Below are 23,479 nucleotides of genomic sequence, written 5' to 3'. Positions count from 1 at the left end.
ACCGACACTGCGGCTCCCGGCCCGATCGCGAGTTCACGCATCTGGCGGGCAGCAACCTCCGCCGTGAGTTCCACGCCGCCCCAGGCCGGTACAACGAGGCGCAGGCGGGTGAAAGCACCGAGAAATTCCACGGCAATTACTAACGCGGATGCGCCGTTGATGGCGTGTGTCCGCGCCAGAGCCGAGAGCTGGACATCTTCGGGCCGAACACAGAGTTTGGCCGCGCCATTACGGTCACCTAACGCAAGTTCAAGCGTAGCCGACGCATCTTGCGGCATGAACCGCATGCCGGATATTCGTCCCGACAACACGTTCATCTTTCCGACGAAACCCGCCACGAAGAGCGACGCGGGATGGCTGTAGATCTCGGCGGCCGTTCCGACCTGCTCGACGGTGCCGTGGTTCATCACCACGATACGGTCGGCCATGGAGAGCGCTTCCTCCTGATCGTGCGTAACCATGATGGTGGTAATGCCGAGCCGTCGCTGCAAGTCCTTGATCTGCTCGCGCAGATGGACGCGGACCTTGGCGTCGAGGGCGCTCAACGGCTCGTCAAGAAGGAGCAGCTTCGGGCTCGGCGCGAGCGCGCGCGCCAGAGCGACGCGCTGCTGCTGTCCCCCTGAAAGTTGTGACGGATACTTGCCGGCGGTGTCCGGCAGACCGACCATATCAAGCAAGTCCGCCACACGCGCGTCGGCAGCCTGCCCTCTCGCCGTCAGGCCGTAGGCAATGTTCTGGCGAACGGTGAGGTTCGGAAAGAGTGCATAAGACTGGAACAGGATGCCGAAGCCGCGCTCGGCTGCCGAGAGCTCCGAGATATTGCGCCCGTCATGAATGATCGCGCCGACGCTCGGCTGTTCCAGACCGGTGATGATACGCAGCAGCGTCGACTTTCCACAGCCCGAAGGCCCGAGGAAGCTCACGAACTCGCCCTCATGTATCTCGAGGTCGATCGCCTTCAATGCGGCATGGCGGCCGAAGGTCTTGCCCAGGCCGCGGATCGTGAGCAGCGGCGTGCTTTGGCCCGAAGAAGAAACCATTGGGATCCGGATGACATCAGATGGCCCAGCGCGCTTTTAACTCATGCGCGCCGGGCAAACAGGAGGAGAGCTGGTGGTGACGGCTCCGTCGCCCCTCGCGTCGAGGGTTTCAATTGCTCTTCGGCTCGGACTTGCCGTCGTAACGCTTGACCCATTCGGCTGTCAGCGCCTCGCGGTCGAGCGCGCTCGCCGTCAAGTCCTGATCGGCCATGGCCGCTTCCGCGCCTGACGGGTAGGCCTTAGGCGTTGGAAACTCGCCAGGATAGGCCACGATCGCCATGAACTTGTTGTACTGGTCGTTGGCCTCCTTGCTCACAGAGAAATCGGCGAGCGCCTGCGCAGCCTTGAGTTTCTTCGTGCCCCTGATGATGGCGGTGGCCTCGATGTCCCAGCCGGTCTTGTCCTTGGGCAAAATGATGTCGATGGGCGCGCCCTTGGCCTTCAGCTGCGGTGAGGTGATATCGGTCGAGATACCGATCACGTACTCACCGGTCGCTGCCATCTTGCAAGGCTTCGAGCCGGAATGGGTATAGAGCGCGATGTTCTCGTGCAGTCCGTCCATGAAGGACCATGCCTTGTCGCCCATCGACTGCTTCCAGTGATTGATGGCCATGTAACCCGTGTGGCTCGAAGCCGGGTTGGGCATGGTGATTTGGCCTTTGTAAACGGGCTTGGCAAGATCAGCCCATGTCTCCGGCGCCGGAATGTTGCGCTTCTTCGCCTCGACCGTGTTGAAGCAGATCAGGCTCATCCAGGTGTCCATGCCGGTCCAGGACGGCGGGTTCTTGCTATCGCGGAAGCGGGGCTTCAGCTTCTCGTACTCCTTTGGCGCATAAGGCTCGAGCATGCCAAGCTTTTCGAGACTGACGAGGTGCATCAGCGGCACGCCCCAGACGGCATCGGCACGCGGGTTATCTTTCTCGGCAAGCAGGCGCGCAAGTATGATACCCGGACTGTCGCGCAGCCAGGAAATCTCGACGTCGGGATGGGCCTTTTCGAAGGCTGCCTTGTACGGAGCGAGCTGCTCCTTCTCCAGCGCGGTATAAACGGTGATGGTTTCCTTGGCGGTTTGGGCAACCGCAACGGAAGCAGTGCCTGCCAGCACAAACCCGGCGAGAACACCGAGTAGCAAGCGCCGATCCACCCGACAGCGCTCCGAAAGTGTAAGATGTTTTGTCATGGTTCCCCGCTCAATGCGCTCCCTGGCACCCAGGAACGCTAGGCCCTGCATCGCAAGGTGGGAATGCTCGATGCGGAAATCGTCCATCGCGAAACACGATGGTGCTCGGGACGCCTCGCGGAAAACGCGCAGACGAAATGACCCGTAGGACTTTCTTGATCTCCCGGCGAGACCTTGTTTCCCGAGCTGATGGCAGAACTCGACGACATCAGGCAGACCATCGTCACCGGGCTCGTCTTTCGGCGCGACCATGAGCACCGGAGGTCGCCTACCCAGCTGCCATGGATCACAGCCAGGCAGGATCTTCGCTACCTGCGGGAGGTCGTGAAAAACATCGTTCGCGCCGCCGGTCTGCGGGAAGAACTGTCACCCCGTTCCGCCACGGCGGTTTTACCGAGGGGGCAGACAGCGATCTAACGGACGCTGAGCTCAGAGCCGCAGGCCGCCACCGGTCATCGCGGCAGCTGCCGACCTATGCGAAACGCACACGGAAACAGCTAATTTCGGGCACGAAGAAGCGGCGAGAACAAAGAACAAAGGCAGCCGGTTTGTCGGAATAGCCACGAACCGCCCGTCGGAATGACGACCGCGAAAGACCCATAAGCTATTGAAAAGCTTGGTGGGCGCACCAGGGCTCGAACCTGGGACCCGCTGATTAAGAGACAGCCACGGGTTCAGAACAATCAATGACTTACTGGTCGCACCACTGGGCTTATCTGACCGAAAATGGGCATTCGTCGCACGATCATAGTCGTTGCGATGCCTGATAACTGAACACGCGCACACTCTGACTTTCGGGGGTCAACTGCGACTACAAGGTCATCGATCAATAGGTTCAAATCGGGGAGGCGCAACCACCGATACCAACATTCGATTCAAGTCGCGATCTGACGAGTGCAGCCCCTTCGTCCCGAACGTAGTGAACGTCTTCTAAGTTGTTGATTTTTCTCACCGTGGCCTTCCGTCCCGTTTTGTTCACGGTCATTCACCCAATTCGTTGCGATATTGTTGCGCGCCCCGCCGCAAGAACAGCTTTCCTTCGGCTTCGATGGCATTGAGGAAGTGCGGCTTGTGCTAGAGCGCCTCGGCTTCCTCCCGTCGTCTATGCGAGAGGCCCGACAGCTTCACCTGGCGAAATTTCGCTTAGGCTGGAGGCCCAGCCGTGGCTCACCTCAGAGATATCCAAAGTTGACCTGCACGCGGCGAAGGTCCCCACACCTGAAGGGGCGCCCCAGTTTCGTTAGGAGGCATTCGCCCGTACTCGCTGCCGGGAGGCGCGCCGTCGCTCGCGGCGTTCGCGACACCGGCTCCTCTCGACCGCGAATTGCAGGGGCACCCCTGACGAATGGGACTGGCCCCAGCGTATTCTCTGCCGCGGCAGGCCGTGCTTCCATAAGCGCTCACCGTCCTGAAGATTTTGGTGAGCCATCCCGGCGGTTTCGCCGTGATGGCCGATCTCAAGCGCGACATGGCGATTTTGGCCAACCAGCGGCAGCGACTAGACCGAGCGTACCAAACGCCTAGCTTCTCGTGTACCGGTTCTGAATATCTTTTCTCAAGGTCTAGTTGAGCGCCTGAACGGTGGGTGGCGGATCACCGATAAAGGGCGGCGTCACGATCCACCACGGCCAGCCGGGGAAAGCGAAGAGCCGCCGTGGTCCCAAGCGCGGGACAGAAGCCCCGCGCCAATGTCTCAATCGTCAAAATGCGAAGAACTCCACGCGAGCAAATCAAGCGCGCTACGCCCCACGGAACGGACCTCATTGAGACTGCCGCCACTTCGCTGATGGGCCAATAAACGACATCATTCGCTAATCTCGTCGGTAGTTCTTGCCGTCCGCAGCGAGTTCTTCCAGGTCGCGGTTGAAATGTCTGCCAAGGCGGGGATGAAGAGGGCCGAGGCGATAAACTTCGCACGCAAGCTGCTTGTTCGTCGGACCTTTTATGGCAGCACCGAGTCGAGCTGGGCGCACGGGCTCTATACGCTCCTAGTAACGTACCACGTTTTGGAAGATCTCCTGAGCAAGTTCACAAACGCGGGGCTCGCTCGAGCCTGGAGGCCTTTCAAAAGATACGAATGCGCCTTCAGGAGCTGATCTCTATCTCCAGTGGAGTGTTAGGGATAACGGCTCCTGAGCTCGTCTACTTGCGTACAGTAAAGCTGCCCTAAATTCAGCTTTGAGCTGAACGGTGGCCCCGTCAGTTAAGCTGTATCACCGGCTCTCACTCATTCGACGCTAGCACGCTGGTGTCCTACCGTCACCGAGCCACTAGCGGCACGTAGTGTTCGAGCTCAGGATCCGGAAAATGCACGCTCCGACCGAGCTCCGCAGAGCGATAGAGGCCCATGAGCATTTCCATAACCCCGACTCCGTCATCGAAGGTCTCACTAGGGCTCGCACCGAGCCTAAATGCTTCGACCATATGACGGTTTTCGTCCGTATAACCGTAGATGCCAGCTTCGTCCTCGACCACCGGCATCAGGCCTTGTTCGGCATTCTGCTTCTCGACGAGATCCTCGCCTTCCGACCCGGTGAGCGTGCGCGACAGGAAGACCTTGAGCCCAGTCGAAAGTGACGAGAACTCCATTGAATACTCGGGGCCGAGCAACTCGAGCTGGATACGCAGGCCAGCGCCGACATAGGCCCAGGAAGTCGTCGCCTCGATCATCAATTGATGCCCATCGGCATCTTCCATCGTGAGGATGCCGCGCGCGAAATCCTCGACAGGACGCTTCGCAAAGTCGACGCCCATTCGCGTCTTGAGATCGGCGGCATAGCGAGGCCGCGTCCATTTGAGATTGGCCGTCGTGGCACTTGCGCTGATCAGGCGCAAGGACCCGCGCTTTGCACGGGGCGCGGTCAACATGAAGCGCGCGACTTCGACCGAATGGCACATCATGTCGGAAAGCACGCCGCCGCCCTGCTTTTCGCCTTGCCAGAACCACGGCTCGTGCGGCCCGGAATGCTCCTCTGTCGCACGAGCGAGATAAGGGCGACCGCTCCCGGGCACGGCCCGCCGCCAGATGATGTCCTTGCCGCGCATCACCGCAGTCGAAAATATCTGGTTCTCCAGATAACCGTGGAGTAAGCCGGCATCTTCGGCGAGCCTGCGCATTTCCCGCGCTTCAGCGAGGGTACGAGCCAACGGCTTTTCGCAGGCAACGGCCCGCAGAGGAGCTCCAGCCTTGGTCACACGGTGAATCTCGCGCATGATGTCGAGACGAGTGTCGTTCGGCGTCAGCAGCCAAAGCGCATCGACCTCGCCGGACATGGCCATCGCCTCGATGCTGCCGAACACAGGCGCCTGTCCAAGGCCAAGACTGCGCGCCTTGTCCGCAATACGCTCACGACGCTCAGCAGAGCGGCTGTACACGCCGCCGACGCTGACATTGCGGACGCCGAGCATGGACTGCAGATGGAACGCGGCGATAAAGCCACTACCGATGAGCCCGACACGCAGTATCGGAAGTTCGGTAAGCTTCTGCATATCAGACCTCTTTCAATGATGGCATGGGATCAGTTCGGCACTTTGGGTTGCCGCCCCGGAATCGCGGCCAGCAATGCCTGCGTATAAGGATGCTCCGGCCGATTGAGCAGGTCTGCGGTCGGTCTGATCTCGACGATTTCGCCAAGGCGCATGACGGCGATCCGATCACAGACCTGGGCCGCGACATTGAGATCGTGGGTGATGAACAGCACCGCCAGCCGCAGCTTCTCCTTCAGCGTCTCGAGCAGGGCGAGCACCTGCGCCTGGACCGAGACGTCGAGCGCCGATACAGGTTCGTCCGCGACTAATACCTCTGGGTCGAGCGCCAGCGCGCGCGCGATGCCGATTCGCTGGCGCTGCCCACCGGAAAATTCATGCGGAAAGCGGCGCGCTGCGGCCGGATCGAGCCCGACGAGGGCCAAAAGCTCCTCGGCCCGAGCGAAGGCCTGTGCTGCCGGAACCCCGTGCGCAATTGGACCGTCGGCGATGGTCCGTCCGACGCGGCGGCGCGGATTGAGCGAGGCAAACGGATCCTGGAAAATCATTTGTATGTGCTTGCGAGCGGCCCGCAGACGCGCTCCGCGAGCCTCGGAGAAATCAAGTTCGCCGATGCGGACCACCCCTGCATCGGCGTCGGTGAGACGCATCACCAAGCGTCCGATCGTGCTCTTGCCCGAGCCCGATTCTCCGACCAGGCCAAGCGTCTCGCCTCGCCGGATTTCGAAGCTCACGCCCTTGACGGCCGCGACCTCGGTCTGCACCCCGAACCACGCGCCACCTCGGTACGTCTTTGCAAGCCCGGTCGTGGCGCAGGCAATTGGCTCGTCCGTGACTTGCGCCCGAACTGGCGGAACCCCGCTGGGTATGGCCGCGAGCAGCCGACGTGTATAGGGATCCTTTGGGCGCCTTAAAACGTTTTCGACCGGCCCCTCTTCAACGACCCGCCCCTTCTCCATGACCGCGACGCGGTCTGCTATGTCGGCGACGACGCCGAAATCATGAGTGATGAAAAGCACCGCCATGCCGCGCCGCCGCTGGATGTCGCGGATGAGCCGAAGGATTTGCGCTTGTGTGGTGACGTCTAGCGCCGTTGTCGGCTCGTCTGCCACCAGAACGGACGGCTCGAGCGCCAGCGCCATTGCTATCATGGCGCGCTGACGTTGCCCGCCCGACAACTGATGCGGATAGCTGCGGATGATTCGGTCCAGATCGCGCAAGCCCACCTCCTCGAGGAGTGCGCGCACGCGCACCTGCCGTTCACGCGGCGTGAGCTGCTCGTGCGCCTCGAACGCTTCCATGATTTGATCACCGATCTTGATAACAGGATTGAGCGCAGTCATCGGCTCCTGGAAGACCATCGCAATACGCCGCCCGCGCAACGTCCGCCATTCTTTGGGCGCCAGCCTCAGCAAATCGCGCCCTTCGAACCGAATGGCCCCTGCGACTGGGCGGATGACTTGCGGCAGCAGGCCCATCGCGGCAGAGGCGCAGACCGATTTGCCCGAGCCGGACTCGCCGACAACACAGAGTATCTGTCGCGCGTGCAAGGCAAGGGAGACGTCTTGGACGGCGAAGCTACGATCAGCGCCGGCGGGGAGCGCCAGTGTCAGCTGTTCGATAGATAGGATCGGTTCGACCATGTCGTTCATTTTGTCCGATCCAACATTGCGATCCATCCTCGTTCCCGATCACGCCGCCAACGCGATGCCATCCTTGCGATGATCCGACGCCCCGAACATGACGCCCCGGGACACATCGATGTGTACGGCCTGACAGCCTCCCAAGGGTTCGTCGGCCCAGATCACACGATGGCCGCGACCGACTAAATCATCAGCGACCGAGGCGGGAACCGTGGGTTCGAGCGCCAGCGCACCGTCGAATGCAAAGCTGCGCGGTGCATCCGAGGACTGCTGAATGTCCCAACCGCGGTCGAGCATGCCGCTCAGGATCTGCATATGTCCTGTCGCCTGATATTGTCCGCCCATTACGCCAAAAGCCATGACCGGCTTGTCGCGCCTTGCCAATAGACCAGGAATAATAGTGTGGAATGGACGCTTTCGTGGCGCAATGGCATTGGGGTGCCCATCGACGAGCGCGAATCCCGAGCCTCGATTCTGCAATAGCACGCCCGAGCGAGGAGCGTAGATGCCGCTTCCGAAAGCAAAGAACAGCGAATTGATGAGAGACACCATGTTGCCGTCGCGATCGGCGACGGCAACGTAGGCTGTGTCACGATGAACGGGCATGTCGAAGTTGGTCGGTGCGCTCGCACACTCGCGCCTGATGCGGGAGCGTAAGGTCGCGACCGATCCCTCCGAGAGCAGTGCGTCGATATCGAACGGGCGGAAAGAGGGATCCGCGACGAGCGCATCGCGCTGACGGTAAGCCGCCTTGGTCGCCTCGGCAAGAAGATGGATGCGGTCCGCGTCGCCGAGCGCGGGATCGGCCATGTCGAAGCCGGCCAGGATTCGGGCGATCAACAGCGCTGCCACGCCTTGCCCGTTCGGCGGGCATTGCCAGATTTGGTGATCACGATAGTCGGCACTGATAGGCGTCACGTATTCCGACCGGGCACTCGCCAGATCCTCGAGCTCCATCAGTCCGCCCAGCGCCTTCAAAATTGAGACGATTTCTTCAGCAATGGCACCTTCGTAAAATGCGGCTCGTCCCTCACGAGCGATCCGACGCAACGTTGCGCCGAGGGCCGGATGGCTAAGCTTTGCGCCGACGACGGGCGCAGCGCCACCGGGCATATATATAGGCACACCGGTCTGATGCCGTTCGATGCGATTGGCATAGCGTGCCCAGTCCAGGGCAGCGCGCGGAGTCACCACGAAGCCTTTCTCGGCCGCGCGGATCGCCGGTGCCAAAATCTCGTCCAGACCTTTTGAAGCATAATCGGCGGAGAGTCGGCACCAGGCATCGACCGCCCCGGGAACTGTGACGGCATGGGGCGTGTCATCAGGAATCGACGCCAATTCCAATTGCCGGAACCAGCCCAGCTCTGCCTTCGCCGGCGCTCTGCCCGAACCATTGATGGCGACGGGTTTGCCTGAAGCGGGAGCATAAATCGCAAAACAGTCACCACCGATGCCGGTCATGTGCGGATCAATGACGCCCTGAAGGGCGATCGCAGCAATCGCGGCGTCGACGGCGTTGCCGCCGCTACGCAGGATTTCGACCGCAGCCAACGTGACTGCGGGGTGAGAGGCCGCGACCATGCCCCGGTCGCCGACCGCCAGAGAGCGTCCCGGCACCATGAAATCGCGCTGTCCCCAGCTCATGCCCTTCTCCGTTCGTTGGTTTGAGGCCGATTCACACGCGCGGCGGCCGCCGATTCATCGCAAAGGACATCGACGTTGTTGTGCAGCCGAAGTGCGGATGCGGGGCAAGCCGTCCCAATGGAGCCCTCGACCGCCGCCGCGACTGCGGCTGCCTTCTCCGGCCCTGCTGCAACCAGAGGGATCCTTCGCGCGTCCAGGATCGTCGCGATCCCCATTGTGATCGCCTCGGCGGCGACGTCGTTGGCCATGCCGTCAGGGACTCTGGCCCTTTCGGCCGGCATATCCACGTGCCGAAACAAATGCTCCTGCATGTAAGCATGGAAACTTCCCCGCGATTGCGGTGCGACGCCGACATATTCATCGAGGTTGAAGCTCGATGCCGCGTGGAATGAGATCAGGCCGGCGCGTGTCGCGGCGACAAGAAGGGCATTAAGCGGCGTCATTGTTGCGCCGGTCGCAAGACCAAGAGTAACCGGCTGTCGAGCGCGCAGCTGGGCGACGACAATTGCGGCCGCGCGCTCCGCGACGGCATCCGCATTGCCGACAACCTCAATCCTCGGCGGATATTCTGTCATGCCGCAACATTTGCCGCCATCGCGGGAAGTGCTAGCGGGCCCGCGTCCCTGCCGATGCCAAACAGCGAGCGGTGCACGAGGTCTATCGCACTACCGACTGCGCCGATCAGCGTGGCGCGATTGCCGAGCGCGCTGAGCTCGATACGAACAGGCTCGCGCATGCATCGTCCGAGATACTCATCGATCCGCAGCTTCAACTCGGGCCGCGCGCCGATGCTACCACCCATAATGATGATTTCTGAATCGAGGATACTGTGCACGGCCAGAATCGCACTCGCAAGGATGCGACTGACCTCGTCGATTGTTATTCGTGCCGCCTCGTCGGTCTCGAGCCGATCGAAGACATCGCGCGCCGTGCCGCCTGGGACACCACCAAGTCCGAGATAGCGCTCGACAATCCCGACGCTGCCGATTGCGGTTTCCAGCGTGCCCAACCGGAGACCGCGCGTATCGTAGGGGTCGCCTCCAAGTGGCAGGTAAGCGATCTCGCCCGCCGCGCCACGCGCGCCGCGCACAAGATATCCGTCCGAAAAGATGCCCATGCCGATACCGGTGCCGACGGCGATGAAGGCGAAGCTGCGGGCGTTGCGGCTGTTGCCGCGCCAGTGCTCGCCGATCGCGGCAAGATTGACGTCGTTCTCGATCGCGACGTCGATGCCGAGTCGCTCGCGCAATGCAGCCCGCACATCCAGGCTATCCAGTCCGGGGATGTTTGGCGCGATGACGATGCTGCCCGAGGCCGGGTCAATGATGCCCGGACTCCCCATCACGCCACCACGCAAACGCTGCGCCGGTACAGATGCACGCTGGAGAAGAGACTCTTGCATGCGCCCGATCTGAGTGACCACGGCAGCGCCACCGTCGCCGGAGGTCGGTTCGATGCTCTCGGCGACGATCTCTCCCTGCAGATCGGCAAGCGCGACGTGCAGTTTCGTGCCGCCAAGGTCGACGCCCAGCACGAACGCAGCGTCGGGCCGCAGCGCGTAGGTGACTGCACTTCTGCCCACACTGCCCTGGATTTGCCCGTCCTCGCGCACCCAGCCGTCCCGTTCGAGATCGCGCATGACTTCGGAAATTGTCTGTTTGGACAGGCCTGTGCTGCGAGAGAGCTCGGCGCGCGAGACCGCACGATCACGCAGCAGGCGCTCGACGACTAGGCGCACGGATTGTTGTCGCGCGACGGGCGACGAGGGGGCGTCTTGCATATAAGCTCAATCCAATTCGTCAGCTTCTCGAACTAACGATCACACACCCCTCACGTCAAGAGGGAATAGGAGCGGTCTTGTCGTCGTCAACGGGGCATTTCGTACAACATTATTGCGTACCAAAGGCTAATTCGTTCGACATGTTTACAAATTGAGATTGGTGTGCTTGTCTCCTCCGTCGACAGCAGAGCCTCGATAGAGAAGCCTTGGAAGGAAGGAATTCCGTATGAAGCGGATGGGGACGGCATTGGCGGCAATTCTGATGATCGGATCGGGCCTTGTCTCGGCCAGCGCCGCAACACTGCGGGTCGGCATTCAGGACGATCCCGATGCGCTCGACCCGGCACTCAGCGGCACTTATTCCGGCCGGTTCGTGTTTGCGGCGCTGTGCGACAAGCTTGTCGATATCTCCCCCGACCTCAAGATCGTGCCACAGCTGGCAGAGGCGTGGGAGTGGGCCGCGGATGGCAAGTCGATCACCTTTACACTGCGCAAGAACGTCACGTTCCACGATGGCGCCACGTTTGATGCGGCGGCGGTCAAGTTCAACATCGAGCGCATGAAGACGATGCCGGATTCGAAGCGCAAGGCCGAACTGGCGCCGATCGTGAGCGTCGAGGCCCTTGCGGCCGACAAGGTCAAGTTCAATCTGTCGGAACCATTCGTGCCTCTACTTGCCAATCTCAGCGATCGTGCCGGCATGATGGTATCTCCGAAGGCCGCCACGGAGAAAGCCGGCGATTTTGCAACCGCGCCGGTCTGTGCGGGTCCGTATCAATTTGTCGAGCGCAAGTCGCGTGACCTCATTCGCCTCAAGAAGTATCCTGGCTACTGGAACGCTGGAGCGGTCGGCTACGACGAAGTCGTCTACTACTACGTGCCTGACTCAACCGTGCGATTGTCGCGGGTGCGAGCGGGCGATCTTGAGCTCGCGGAACGCGTCGCGCCCACTGATCTCAAGACCGTGCGCGACGATCCCAACCTCACTCTGCACTCCGGAAAGGGGCTTGCGGTTTCGCATCTGATGTTCAATGTCGGCGCAGGCGCGAAGGCCGATACACCACTTGGCAAGAACGCGACGCTACGGCAGGCCTTTGAGCTTGTGATCGATCGCAATGTCATCAATCGCGTTGCCTTCAACGGCGAGTTCCTGGCGGACAATCAGATGATACCCCCGTCATCTCCGTTCTACGATACAGCCCACAAGGCGCCGGCTCGCGACGTTGCCAAAGCCAAGGCATTGATTGCCGCAGCCGGAATGACCCGCGTCCCTGTCGAAATTCAGTACGAGAATACGGCCGGCGACTCCCGGGTCGCACAGATCATGCAGTCGATGGCGGCCGAGGCCGGCTTCGACGTGAAACTGCTGCCTATGGAAACGACCACCGCTATCGAGCGCTACATGAACGGCAATTTCGAAGCCTACATCGGCAACTGGAGCGGCCGTGCTGACCCGGACCCAACACTGGTCGCATTCTTCAGTTGCGCAGGCTCTCAGAACGTCAACAAATACTGCAACAAGGATCTCGATGCGATCCTGACTGAGGCGCGAGGCGAGGCCGACGAAGCCAAGCGCAAGGCTCTCTATGCGAAAGCGACTGACATTTACCTAACGGCGCTCTCGTCAATTCCCCTCTATCACCCCAACTGGTTCTTTGCTGCCCGCAAATCGGTCGGTGGGATCGTCATGGTACCGGACGGGCTCTTGCGCCTGGTGGGTGTCAAGCCAGTGAATTGATGCGCAACGTCTCGCGCTTTCCTCAGGTGAGGACCAATCTGCTCCAATGAAGACCCTGCTTCTGCGTCGCCTTGCCGTCCTACTACCGACCTTATTGCTCGTGTCGATGATGGTGTTCGGTTTGCAGAAGCTGCTACCCGGCGACCCGGCGCTGGCGCTGGCCGGGGAAGAGCGCAATCCCGAGGTCGTCGAATATCTTCGGCAGAAGTATCGCTTCAATGATCCGATTCCGGTGCAATATGCCATCTGGCTAAAAGCCCTGGCGCACGGCGATTTCGGCACTTCCGTCCGCACCCGACTGCCGATCGGCACCATGCTGGTGGAAAAACTGCCGGTGACCATTGAGCTCGCGATCCTGTCGATGCTGGTCGCGCTACTCGTCGGGGTGCCGATCGGGATCTTCGCAGCGCTGGGACGCGGGACGCCACTCGACTATGGTGCCAGTCTTTTCGGACTCGCTGGACTTTCCATTCCACATTTCTGGCTGGGGATCATGTTGATCCTTCTATTCTCGGTGAACCTCGGCTGGCTGCCGGCCGGAGGTTTTGTTCCGCCTTCTGAAAGTGTCGGCCGCAACCTGATTTCGATGCTTATGCCTGCTTTGGTGCTCGGCACGGGCACAGCGGCGATCATGATGCGCCATGTGCGCAGCGCGATGATCGAGGCGATGAAGCAGGACTATGTCCGCACCGCTCGCGCGAAAGGCGTCCGCGAAAGCACCATCGTGCTGCACCATGCACTGCCGAATGCGCTGATCCCGGTGGTCACGCTGGGCACGTTGCAATTTGGCGAGTTACTGGCCGGCGCGGTGTTGACCGAGCAGGTCTTTTCGATCCCCGGTTTCGGCAAAATGGTCGTCGATGGGGTGTTCAGCCGCGATTATGCTGTGGTTCAGGCCGTCGTTCTCTGTACGGCGGCAGTATTTCTCCTGATGAGCCTGATTGCCGATGTGGCCTATGTGCTGCTTAATCCGAGGCTCAGATCGTGAGCACGATTGAGACAGCGCCGGTCTCCGCTCAGATGCACGCAGGCAAGCGCTCGGAAATTCGTCGCTTGCTGCGCGAGCCGTCTGCCATGATCGGGGGCGCGATCATCCTGTTCTTCGTCGTGCTGGCGGTGTTCGCAACATGGATCTCGCCCTATGACCCGAATTCGCCGGACTGGATGGCGATTCGTGCTGCCCCGAATGCACAGCATTGGTTTGGCACGGATGACCTCGGCCGCGATGTGCTGTCTCGGGTGATTTTCGGAACACAGGCATCGCTCGCCGCAGGCATGGTTTCCGTGACTGTTGCGGTGATGATCGGCCTTCCGCTCGGTCTCATTGCTGGCTATTTCGGTGGTGTCGCCGATATGGTGATCTCGCGCATTGCAGATGCTCTCCTCGCGTGCCCGTTTCTCGTGCTCGCGATTGCGCTGGCCGCATTCCTGCTAGCCTCCAGAATGCGATGATCGCAATCGGCGTTTCCGCGATTCCAGTTTTCGTCCGCGTTGCACGCGCCGAGACACTGGTTGTCCGCACCGAGGACTACATCGCGGCAGCTCGCGCTCAAGGGCTTGGTAATTTCGCTATCCTGACCGGGCAGGTACTGCCGAATGTGCTCGCACCGACAATCGTCCAGGCGACCCTCACGATGGCGATTGCAGTCTTGGCCGAGGCGAGCCTCGCCTTTCTTGGTCTTGGTCAGTTGCCTCCGGCTCCCTCTTGGGGCGCCATGCTCGATGTAGCCAGGCAGTTCCTCAGCGAGGCGCCATGGATGGCATTCTGGCCCGGTCTCGCAATCATCGCTCTTGTAATCGGCTTCAACCTGATCGGTGATGGCCTGAATAGTGTACTTAATCCCAGGCAGTAGATTATCAACGCAACCGGGCGCCGCATCGGCTTCATGAACTCGCCCGCGAGCCGCCGCGATCAGCGAGGGGGGCTACCACCCGCTCCCCATTTCCGGAGCTCGCTTGGAATAGCGGATACAGAATTTCTTGATCTTCCGGTGCACACACCCCACCTAACTATTTGAAACAATTTAACTCTCGCTCTCAGCCATTAAAGGAAGTTCGAGCTAGCTCCAGCCAAGAAGATCGAGGCTGATCAATCGGCGTCTGCTTTACGCCAATAACTACCCTTCTTTGGGGTCCTGCCGTGCATCGGCTATAACGCCTGCCGCCTTGGTGCAGAAGCTAGATCCCCACTGGTGTAAGCAAGCGAGAGCGAACTTAGCGAGCGCATGCCACCTGGTTGTTAGCTACGACAAGATCTCCCTCAGCGTGAGCAGCAATGGACCTCCGACAGCTCGAATATTTTCTCCGAGTCGCGCAACGCAAGAACATCTCGCTTGCCGCAGCCGATCTCAATATTGCACAGCCCACTCTAACCAAGAGCATCAAGTTGCTCGAGGAGCAGCTCGGCGTCAAATTGTTCGAGCGCTTGCCACGCGGCGTGGCACTAACGTCGTTCGGGACCACGCTGCTGCGCCACGCCGAGGCTGTGCATGTCCAGATGAAGGATGCCGGTCACGAGATTGCCGCGCAGCGTTCCGGCGCCATCGGGACCGTCGTGATCGGTGCCGGCCCGACGTGGCTTCGACGATATCTTCCGGCGGCGCTCGCGCGCACGATCTCGGCCCATCCGTCGATCCGCGTCCGCGTCGAGGCCGGTTTCGACGAGTCGCTGCTCCGTGCGCTGAGGCAAGCCGAACTCGACTTCGTCGTCGCCGAAATTCCCTCGCCCGAGGACCGGCGGGAATTCGAAACCCTGACGCTGACATCCGATCGGCTCGGCGTCTGTTGCCGCCGCGGTCATCCGCTGACCCAACGCCGGCGGGTCAAAATGAGCGATCTGTTGCAATATCCCTGGATCAAGCCACCGCATGCGACGCGCGCCCATCGGCGGCTCGACTCGCTGTTCATCGCCAATGATCTGCCGCCGCCGAAAAGTATGCTCGAGAGCGGATCGGTCGCGCTTCAACTCAACGTCCTCCGGCAGTCCGACGCGCTCGCCACCACAGTGTCCAAAACGCTCCAGACCCCGGAGGGCGACGGCCTCGTCATGCTCAATGTTCCCGAGCTTGCGCTGACGCGCGACGCCGGGGTGATCACACGCAAGGACGCTTGGGTGTCGCCGGCGGCCGCGGGGATCATCAACGCGCTGAAGGCGATTTGCGCAGCGGAGACCGCAAGCCGAGAGGCCAAAGCCAAGGCATAGCTTTTGGCTATGTCTGCGGTACAACAATCTCTTTGTAAGAATACCAGAATCCTGTTTTGCTTGGGGTTCGAAAGAGCCGGAAACGGCCGAGCGGGCGGGAGGATGAGATGCTGGGAAAAAACGGGAGGCGCGGCTTGACGCGCCGTCAAATCGTTGGTGCAGGTGGCGCGGTCGCGCTCGGGCTCACCGCCTCGTGGCGATACGCGGCGGCAGCTAAGGTCGCGCCGATGACCATCGTGATCAACCAGTCGCCCTGGTTCGACAGCTTCCGCAAGATGGTCGAGTTGTACGAGAAGGAGACCGGCAACCAGGTCGAGCTCGACGTCAACCCCTTCGCGGGATCGCTGGAGAAGCAGCGCAACTCCGTCCGTGCGGCGAACGGCCAGTACGATCTCCTGATCATGAACAGCGGCTGGGTCGCGGAGATGTATTTCGGCGGCTTCGTCGAGCCGATCACCGAGATCGATCCATCCTTCAAGCTCGATCCCGACGTCGTACTATTACTCGCAGTGGTCCTATTGCACTTACCGAGATTGCAAAACGAAATTGTACACGCCGGACGAGTTTAAAGTTTGGAACGACAACCCGCGAGGGCGGAGGCTCAGGCATATGCAGCAGCGCCGGCAAAGTAAGGCTAACTTCGGCAGGATCCCATAACGGTGAGCAGGAGTCTTGGTCTGCTGGAAGGGCACGCGGGACTTCACCGCGGTCACTACGCGGGCCGAAACCGGACTGATGGGTGGCGCCAATGGTTGTCCGCTGCCGCCGATCGCCTTGTCCGCAAACCAGTAAGGCTAAGCGGCCGGACTGGGTATTCCAATGGGGGCCGCCGCTCCACGCGATTGTCGGTCACAACGGCCCCCCAAGATCGCGAGATGCCGTCCCCTGTATCAAAGCACAGGGTGTTTCTGTTGGGCGAGGGTCAGATCAGGGTCGTTCGCATCGATATTGCCAGGTCCGCGTTCTCGTCCGCTATCGACATACCGGCCGTTAACGCTTGCTCCCCGGACGTCCATCCAAGCAACTGGTAGAAATTCGAACCCTGTGCTTTGATAGGTCCGTTGCAGGTTGCTGTCGGGGGAAACATCGTGACCGGCGAACGCGTGGAACGGCGGCTAGCGGCTATCCTGGCGGCCGATGTCGTGGGCTACAGTCGTTTGATGAGCGCGGATGAGCTCGGCACCTTCGAAAGGATTCGAGCGCATCGCAAGGAATTGTTTGAGCCAGAAATCGCAAGACACCACGGGCGCATTTTCAAGTTAATGGGCGATGGACTCCTCGCTGAGTTCGGTAGCGTCGTAGATGCCGTAAGTTGCGCGGTTGAGCTGCAGCGATCCATGCTCCAGCGTAACAGCGGCCTTTCGGATGAGCGCCGCATCGATGTGCGCATCGGGATTAATCTTGGTGACGTGATTGTTGAGGATGGCGATCGGCACGGCGATACAATCAATCTGGCTGCACGCCTCGAACAACTCGCTCCGCCCAACGGCGTCTGCGTCTCAGACAAAGTGAGAACTGAAGTCGATGGCAAGGTCAACATTCAATTCGAGAATGGCGGGGTACAGCGACTGAAAAACATTTCGCGAGCAACCACGGTTTTCCATTGGCGTCCAGAGGGAGCGCCGCCGTTGGTGACCACAAAGGCTGGCGTGCAAGGGATTCGGGACACTCCGCCGGCAACCGCCGGAGCGAAACCTTCACTGGCCCTCTCCCCGTTTGACGTGTTGGGCGGTGACACGCAAGCTCTTCCGCTAGCGGGAGGTCTGAACGAAGCAGTGGCGTCATCGCTTGCGAATCTTACCGGCATATCGCTGGTTACCGGGATCAATGAAACCGACTATCACGCCATTGGCAGCGTTCAGACCTCTGGCTCTCGTTTTCGAGTCACCATGAAACTTCTCGATCATCGGTGGAAAAAACAATTTTGGTCGGAGCATTTTGATGGAGATGTAGCGACCACATTCGACGCCTTGGATGATTTGGCTTTTCGTATCTGCTCAGCGCTGCGCTACGAGATCTATGAACGAGAGACAGAACGCTCACGCCTGCGCTCGCTTGAGGAGCAGACCAACGAGGAGTTGATGGGTCAGGCGGGACATATATTGTTGAATTCGAGGCGGGTTGATTACGAGCGATCCGTCACACTTATCGATCTTGTGGTGAAAAGAGATCCGACCAACTTCATGGCGCTCGCAATCCGGGCTTGGGGAGCCATGGTCGACGTGGTTTGTGGGTATCGGGAGGTCTCGCCAGCCGACGCGACGATTGCGCTACAGTTCGCGCGCAAAGCGACCGACCTCAACGGACGTAGCGATTTTGCGCATCTTGTCTATGGTTTGAACCTTCTCTATCTCAAGCGCGATCTCGATGCGGCGGCTCGCCAGGCAAAGCGCAGTCTCGAGCTGAACCCCAACTACGCGTTGGCGATCGATCTTCTCGGCATGACGAAGATGTATGCGGGCGATGCGGAGGCCGGACTGCGCGAATGTAAGCGCGCCTTGGAAGCCAATCCTCGGTTCCCGGCGAACAATTGGTTCATGGACAACATGTCGATCGGGAATTTCCTTCGCGAGGACTATCTAGCTGCCGTCGAATGGGCTCGTCGTTCCGATCAGATCCACGGTGACATTCCAAGGTGTCTGTTGCTGCTGATTACCTGTTGTACCCACGCAGGAGCCGTCGCGGAAGCAGCCCGTGAAGCGGACCGTCTTATGCAAGCCTGCCCTGATTTCCGAATGCGCAATCTAAGACGCTGGCCATTTCTTAGAGAGCGGGACTGGGCTCGGTTTACGGACGGTCTCGTGCAAGCCCAGCTACCCTATTAGTCCAATTGGCAGTAGTCGGTCGTTCTCCCCCGCGAATAACTCAGTGTGAGCAAATCTAGTAAAGCTATCGTGTTCGGCGTCGATGGCATCTCAGATTTTAACGCGCTGCACTCGCGCAGCCGCTCGTGACGTGCGCACGAGACCAGGACGCGTGAACGCGTTGAAGCAGAAAGTCGCGCGCGTTGCACATTTACAACCCATACAGCCATTCCAGATACTAAGCTGGGGTCGATCGAAACGACCGAAACATATTTCTTACTTTACTTCAAAATGATCGGGGGGCGAAAACATGTACGATGTCTATCGCAATCACAAATGCGACCTGCTCGTTGTAAGCAAAGGCTCTGCGATCCCCATGATCAGTTCTCGGATTAAGTGGCGCAAGAGCAGAAGAAGAGTTTTCAGGGTTAGCGACGAGATCAAGTCAGCCGTTCAGAGAGACGGCTATTACGTTCGCACCTTGCGCGACCAGTAGGCAGCGGATGCTCGATCGGCTGGTGTTACTGGCGTGCAACGCTGGGCCTCTTCCCGGTGGGTCAACCGCTACACCGGCAACCTTGCAGCCCTTGCCCGGCGTCTTCGTTGACTATCCAGCTCCGGTGATCCGTAACACCGAAGCAGAGATGATGCTGATGCGCTCGGCATGCTCCGCTGCGCGCAGGCGTGCATTTGCATGGGCAAGTAACTCGGCTTTAAACGTATCGCCCGGCTAGTGCAAATCGGTCAGAATATCTACATCGAGGTGAACATGCGTTTTCGCTTTACCTTTTTTGCAGCTGCGTATTTCGCGTTTGGTACAGCCGATGCATCTGCTTTTTTCGATGAGCTTCCGCTGGTGCGGCGCCGGTCCTTCACCTGTCATCGCGCTTTCAGGCGTACCAAAGGGAACGACATCGCTTCAATTCCATATGGATGATCTCGACTATTCGAGCGGCAAGCATGGCGGCGGGGTCGTACCTTATACGGGTCAGAAGAGCGTCCCGTGCAAGGCTTGCAGACATATCAGCCGCCGGCTCCGCCCAGCGGTAGCCAGCGTTACCAGATGAGCGTCACAGCCTTTGGCTCGAGCAACGCAAATCTCGGAACAGCTACGTCACTAGAAGATTCCCTGAGTAGTCGCTCAAGATGTCTGGACGCGCGCGCCGTGGGATGAGGCGAAAGGCGCTGCAGCGCCGCTTTCGTACGATATGCTCAACATGGCAGGATAGAGGCCGCCAACTGAGGCGACCTTGAAACAGCGGGCCCGGCGTGCCTAAGAGACCGGGCCCATAAACCTCAGCAGCGAGCATCGCTATTGACTGCGGTAATGGGAGTTCCGCGGGGAAACACAAAGAGCAGCGATGTTCAGGATCCGCACAAAAGCTCGCGGCCTGAAAACCACCGCCGTCTCTGAGGGCGCCGGGGTCATCCTGTGCCGACTCAAAGCCGGTTCCGAGTCATGTCCGCCTAGCTAGCTTTTGAAGCCGCGCTCGATCCTTTGCGGCATCGGCCAAACCACCGGCGATCTGAGAGCGAGAGAGCCCCATATCCCTCAGCTCTCGGTCCGAAAGACTCCGCAGAATGGTCCGGGCTGTTTGGCGTTCGCGCTGCGCGATAATGGCAGCGACAAAGTTATTGACGATCCGAAAAATGCCGCGCGTGAGAAGTCTTACTGACCTCCGAACCATATACGGGGTCGCGGATAGATCGGTAGTATTGCTTAGCATGCTCATGGTGACCCATCACTCGAAGAGGTTAGGTCCCCCTTTTCTCCGCTCGCATCCTGCAACCGGCACGCCTCCAAGGCTTTTAGATAGGAATGAGTTTTCCTTTAGATGGGCCTGAGAGCAATCAACTAAACGTGCAAATATCGTGAATAGCTCACGGTCGGCGATCGCGACGGCAAGGGCCCTAATGAAACGCTTCGCAGACCGCGGTGCACGCCGTTGGAAAAGGGAATCACACTGGCGAAAACAAGATTCAACTTGAGTTTCTTGTTTGACCCTGCCGGCGATGAAGCCGGGCACGGGGTACCGCTGCCAATGAACTGATCGAAAGCGCATTGCGAGAACTCACCGGACAGCTTTGCGGGGCGCGTTCCAGGGCCGGGCGATGCTCGATACGCGGTTGCAACGGCGAAGCCGGTCGGCTGCATGCCGCGCGCTGTGGTTCATTGCCGTACATTGCAGGACATTCGATTGGCAATCGCAGCCGCTCGTTCTGCAGACCTTTCGCTGACGGTACGTGGCGGGTGGGCACGATTGGGCCGGTCGCGCCCTGTGCGACGGGCTAGTGCTCGATCTCGGCGGCTTGAGGAAAAGTGGTCGTCAGCCCAGACCGGCGCAGCGCACGAATCTCAGGAGGGGCTCGTGGCCTCGGACATCCTGGCGCCGACTGATCCGCTTGGTCTGGCGGCCGTGACAGCAGCGCGGGCGCCATGGCAGGACTCACATTGGGCGGTGGCTATGGGCCGTTGATCGGCCGCCACTCGGAGGCGCCCGACCGGATGCGTCCGAGGCTGCGCAGCGGTTTCCCCACGGCTGATCGAGCTGGAACATTCGGGACCGTGAACTTCCTCACATTGCGCTCGAAGCATTTGTTGTGAAGTAACCAAGAGGGCCGGGTCGCTTTCGGCACTAATTAATTGGCGAACAGGAGACGGCTCGACGCCTAAGCTGGACCGATGAAAATACTTTTTCTCACCACAGCGCATAACAGTCTCAGCCAGAGACTATCTATCGAATTGACTGAGCTCGGACATATTGTCGATGTCGCACTCGCCATCAGCGAATCGGCGATGCTTGACGCCGTCGGGCAACACGCGCCGGACCTCATCATCGCGCCTATGCTGAAACGAAAGATTCCCGAGGCCATTTGGTCCAAACACGTCTGTTTGATCGTGCATCCTGGCGTGAAAGGCGACCGCGGCGCGTCCTCACTGGATTGGGCAATCATGACGGGACAGACGATGTGGGGCGTGACAGTCCTGCAGGCGACGGCGGAAATGGATGCAGGCGCGATTTGGGCTTCGCGCAACTTTGCGCTCTCCGGCTCCTCGATTGCCAAAAGCAGCGTGTACCGCCGGCAGGTCACCAAAGCGGCCGTGCGGGCAGTCCTGGAGGCTGTTGAAAAATTCCAGTTGCGACAGTTCAGGCCCGAACCGCTTGACTATAGTAGCGCAGATGTAATCGGTTGCTGGCGGCCGACAATGCGCCAAAGTGATCGCGCGATTGACTGGAGCCGGAATTCGACGATGGAGATCGTCGTAAAAATAAGCGCCGCGGACAGCACCCCCGGGGTGCTCGATACGCTGCTTGGAAAAACGTGCTTTCTTTATGGCGCTCATGTTGAAGATCGCCTCAAAGGTCCGACGGGCAAGATTATCGCGCGACGCGACGGAGCAATCTGCATCGGCACGATCGACGGCGCCGTATGGATTTCACATCTCAAAGCGAAGGGTGAAGACGCGCCCCAGAAGGCAGAGTGCCGTGCTGTACATTCGAATTTCGAGCGTCGATCATGTAATTCGCCTCTTTGCTCCTTATCTGGGATTAAGTTGCCAGCGACGCAGGTGTTGGGCTCGCTGTTGCGTGGGGTGCCCGAAGCTCCACTTGCGATCAACCTGCCCACCGACCACCACACATTCCGCGAGATCGTGTATGAAGAAGAGTGTAATGTGGGCTACCTCTCCTTTGACTTCTACAATGGCGCGATGAGCACTGCCCAGTGCTATAGATTACGCGACGCGTTTCTCTTCGCGCGCTCGCGGCCGACGAAAGTCATCGTATTGCTCGGCGGCGCCGATTTCTGGTCGAACGGCATCCATCTCAACGTCATTGAGGCGAGCAATGACCCGGCCAAGGAATCCTGGCGCAACATAAACGCGATCGACGATCTGGTCCTCGAGATTCTCAATACCATGTCCCATCTCGTCATCGCCGGATTGCGCGGCAATGCTGGTGCTGGTGGCGCTATGCTGGCGCTAGCGGCGGATCGCATCTATTCGGCCTCGGGAGTCGTCCTCAACCCGCATTACCGAGGTATGGGCGAGCTTTATGGATCGGAATATTGGACATACTTGCTGCCAAAGAGAGTGGGGCAAGCGCGGGCTCTGAAGCTGACGCAAGCTTGTGAACCAATCGGAGCGCGGGCGGCGCGCGATATCGGTTTCCTCGACGAGGTATTCGGCGAAGACGCGCGAAGCTTTGAAGCAGAGATAAGAGACCGCGCCAGGCTGCTTGCCGCAAACCCGGAATTTCGCGCTCTCCTCCGAAAAAAGCATGAGGGACGTATGGAAGACGAAAGTATCAAGCCGCTGGCGAATTATCGTGCAGAAGAGTTGGAGCGCATGACGGTCAATTTCTTCGGAGCCAATCCCTCATATCACGAAGCCCGGCGCCGCTTCGTCTTCAAAGAAACTCCGCCGAAGGCTGCGTCTGTTCCGACCGCAGCGACGACGAGAGCGCGAGTTTCAGTTCTTTTCGGGCACACAGTCCGCGTGGGGGCCTTGCTTCAAGCTTAGTCGAAATGGGCTGAAGCGAATTCCTCGTGGCCCATGGATGAAATCGCACAGCCGGGCTTGCGCAGTCTCTTTGGAGAATTGGTCATGCCCCCAGCAGCAGCGTTTGGCGCTCGATGTCTGCTTTTCCTCGAAAGCGACCCACTCACCGCGTGGCAACCAAATGACGTGATGGGCCAGATACGGACTCATGCGCCGCAGCAAACCGCATCTCTATTCGATCGCCTCGCTGGCGCGGACGAGTAACGAGGGCGGCACGGTGAGACCGAGCGCCTTCGCCACGATTTACCCAGGAGGTCGAACTTCGTCGGCTGCTCGACCGGAAGATCGGCGGGCTTCGCCCCCACAAAAAATCTTGTCAATTAGGTCGCCGGCGCGCCGCCGAAGTCGATGAAGGCCACCGTGCCGACGCGGGTCGAGCATTCGATTCCTATTTTTCGTAG

16 protein-coding genes and 2 pseudogenes are annotated in these 23,479 nt (G+C 59.9%); 10 read left to right on the top strand and 8 right to left on the bottom strand.

Annotated elements, in window-relative coordinates; genetic code table 11:
• On the bottom strand, positions 1–962 hold a 962-nt coding region (locus Q3C01_RS42420), incomplete at its 3' end, for an ATP-binding cassette domain-containing protein (protein ID WP_458151278.1).
• A 187-nt stretch (positions 963–1,149) separates the two neighbouring features.
• On the bottom strand, positions 1,150–2,184 hold the full coding sequence (locus tag Q3C01_RS42415; RefSeq protein WP_458151277.1) for a putative 2-aminoethylphosphonate ABC transporter substrate-binding protein: 1,035 nt from the start codon (positions 2,182–2,184) through the stop codon (positions 1,150–1,152).
• A gap of 210 nt (positions 2,185–2,394) precedes the next feature.
• On the opposite strand from Q3C01_RS42415, the gene Q3C01_RS42410 reads away from it, so the two are divergent.
• Both Q3C01_RS42410 and Q3C01_RS42405 read left to right on the top strand, forming a co-directional pair.
• The gene (locus Q3C01_RS42410) at positions 2,395–2,637 is read left to right on the top strand and encodes a hypothetical protein (RefSeq protein ID WP_458151276.1); all 243 of its coding nucleotides are present in this window, start codon (positions 2,395–2,397) and stop codon (positions 2,635–2,637) included.
• A gap of 1,030 nt (positions 2,638–3,667) precedes the next feature.
• Positions 3,668–4,007, top strand: a pseudogene (locus tag Q3C01_RS42405) (hypothetical protein).
• Between the two features lie 472 nt (positions 4,008–4,479).
• Here the strand turns inward: Q3C01_RS42405 and Q3C01_RS42400 are convergent.
• The 5 genes from Q3C01_RS42400 to Q3C01_RS42380 all read right to left on the bottom strand — a co-directional run bounded on the left by Q3C01_RS42400 (position 4,480) and on the right by Q3C01_RS42380 (position 10,773).
• Positions 4,480–5,709 (bottom strand): Gfo/Idh/MocA family protein, encoded by a 1,230-nt coding sequence (locus Q3C01_RS42400; protein WP_458151275.1) that lies wholly within the window; start codon positions 5,707–5,709, stop codon positions 4,480–4,482.
• A gap of 29 nt (positions 5,710–5,738) precedes the next feature.
• Positions 5,739–7,349 carry an ABC transporter ATP-binding protein gene (locus Q3C01_RS42395; protein ID WP_458151280.1) on the bottom strand — a complete coding sequence of 537 codons (1,611 nt, stop codon included), beginning with the start codon at positions 7,347–7,349 and terminating at the stop codon, positions 5,739–5,741.
• Between the two features lie 48 nt (positions 7,350–7,397).
• A complete protein-coding gene (gene ggt, locus Q3C01_RS42390; RefSeq protein ID WP_458151274.1) occupies positions 7,398–8,993 on the bottom strand; it encodes a gamma-glutamyltransferase in 1,596 nt (531 codons plus the stop codon).
• Complete coding sequence (locus tag Q3C01_RS42385) at positions 8,990–9,241, bottom strand: sugar phosphate isomerase family (RefSeq protein ID WP_458151273.1); 252 nt, start codon at positions 9,239–9,241, stop codon at positions 8,990–8,992. The genes ggt and Q3C01_RS42385 overlap by 4 nt, the downstream gene beginning before the upstream one ends.
• Before the next feature lie 323 nt (positions 9,242–9,564).
• Positions 9,565–10,773, bottom strand: a complete 1,209-nt coding sequence (locus Q3C01_RS42380; RefSeq protein WP_458151272.1) for an ROK family transcriptional regulator — start codon at positions 10,771–10,773, stop codon at positions 9,565–9,567.
• A gap of 226 nt (positions 10,774–10,999) precedes the next feature.
• On the opposite strand from Q3C01_RS42380, the gene Q3C01_RS42375 reads away from it, so the two are divergent.
• The 7 genes and pseudogenes from Q3C01_RS42375 to Q3C01_RS42345 all read left to right on the top strand — a co-directional run bounded on the left by Q3C01_RS42375 (position 11,000) and on the right by Q3C01_RS42345 (position 19,013).
• Positions 11,000–12,511, top strand: coding sequence for an ABC transporter substrate-binding protein (locus Q3C01_RS42375; protein WP_458151271.1), 1,512 nt, complete (start codon positions 11,000–11,002; stop codon positions 12,509–12,511).
• Between the two features lie 46 nt (positions 12,512–12,557).
• Positions 12,558–13,499, top strand: coding sequence for an ABC transporter permease (locus Q3C01_RS42370; protein WP_458151270.1), 942 nt, complete (start codon positions 12,558–12,560; stop codon positions 13,497–13,499).
• Between the two features lie 32 nt (positions 13,500–13,531).
• A pseudogene (locus tag Q3C01_RS42365) lies at positions 13,532–14,364 on the top strand (ABC transporter permease).
• 422 nt (positions 14,365–14,786) lie between these two features.
• The gene (locus Q3C01_RS42360; RefSeq protein ID WP_458151269.1) at positions 14,787–15,713 is read left to right on the top strand and encodes a LysR family transcriptional regulator; all 927 of its coding nucleotides are present in this window, start codon (positions 14,787–14,789) and stop codon (positions 15,711–15,713) included.
• Between the two features lie 134 nt (positions 15,714–15,847).
• On the top strand, positions 15,848–16,282 hold the full coding sequence (locus Q3C01_RS42355) for an extracellular solute-binding protein (RefSeq protein WP_458151268.1): 435 nt from the start codon (positions 15,848–15,850) through the stop codon (positions 16,280–16,282).
• Positions 16,283–16,801: 519 nt separating this feature from the next.
• The gene (locus Q3C01_RS42350; RefSeq protein ID WP_458151267.1) at positions 16,802–18,538 is read left to right on the top strand and encodes an adenylate/guanylate cyclase domain-containing protein; all 1,737 of its coding nucleotides are present in this window, start codon (positions 16,802–16,804) and stop codon (positions 18,536–18,538) included.
• Between the two features lie 289 nt (positions 18,539–18,827).
• Complete coding sequence (locus Q3C01_RS42345) at positions 18,828–19,013, top strand: hypothetical protein (protein ID WP_458151266.1); 186 nt, start codon at positions 18,828–18,830, stop codon at positions 19,011–19,013.
• 961 nt (positions 19,014–19,974) lie between these two features.
• Here Q3C01_RS42345 and Q3C01_RS42340 read toward each other — a convergent pair.
• The gene (locus Q3C01_RS42340; RefSeq protein WP_458151279.1) at positions 19,975–20,205 is read right to left on the bottom strand and encodes a YjiS-like domain-containing protein; all 231 of its coding nucleotides are present in this window, start codon (positions 20,203–20,205) and stop codon (positions 19,975–19,977) included.
• Between the two features lie 995 nt (positions 20,206–21,200).
• On the opposite strand from Q3C01_RS42340, the gene Q3C01_RS42335 reads away from it, so the two are divergent.
• Complete coding sequence (locus Q3C01_RS42335; protein WP_458151265.1) at positions 21,201–23,039, top strand: enoyl-CoA hydratase-related protein; 1,839 nt, start codon at positions 21,201–21,203, stop codon at positions 23,037–23,039.
• The last annotated feature ends 440 nt before the right edge of the window (positions 23,040–23,479 follow it).

Source organism: Bradyrhizobium sp. UFLA05-109 (assembly GCF_054185165.1).
Note: the sequence above shows the minus strand (reverse complement) of the source record. Positions and strands in the feature narration are given on the sequence as shown.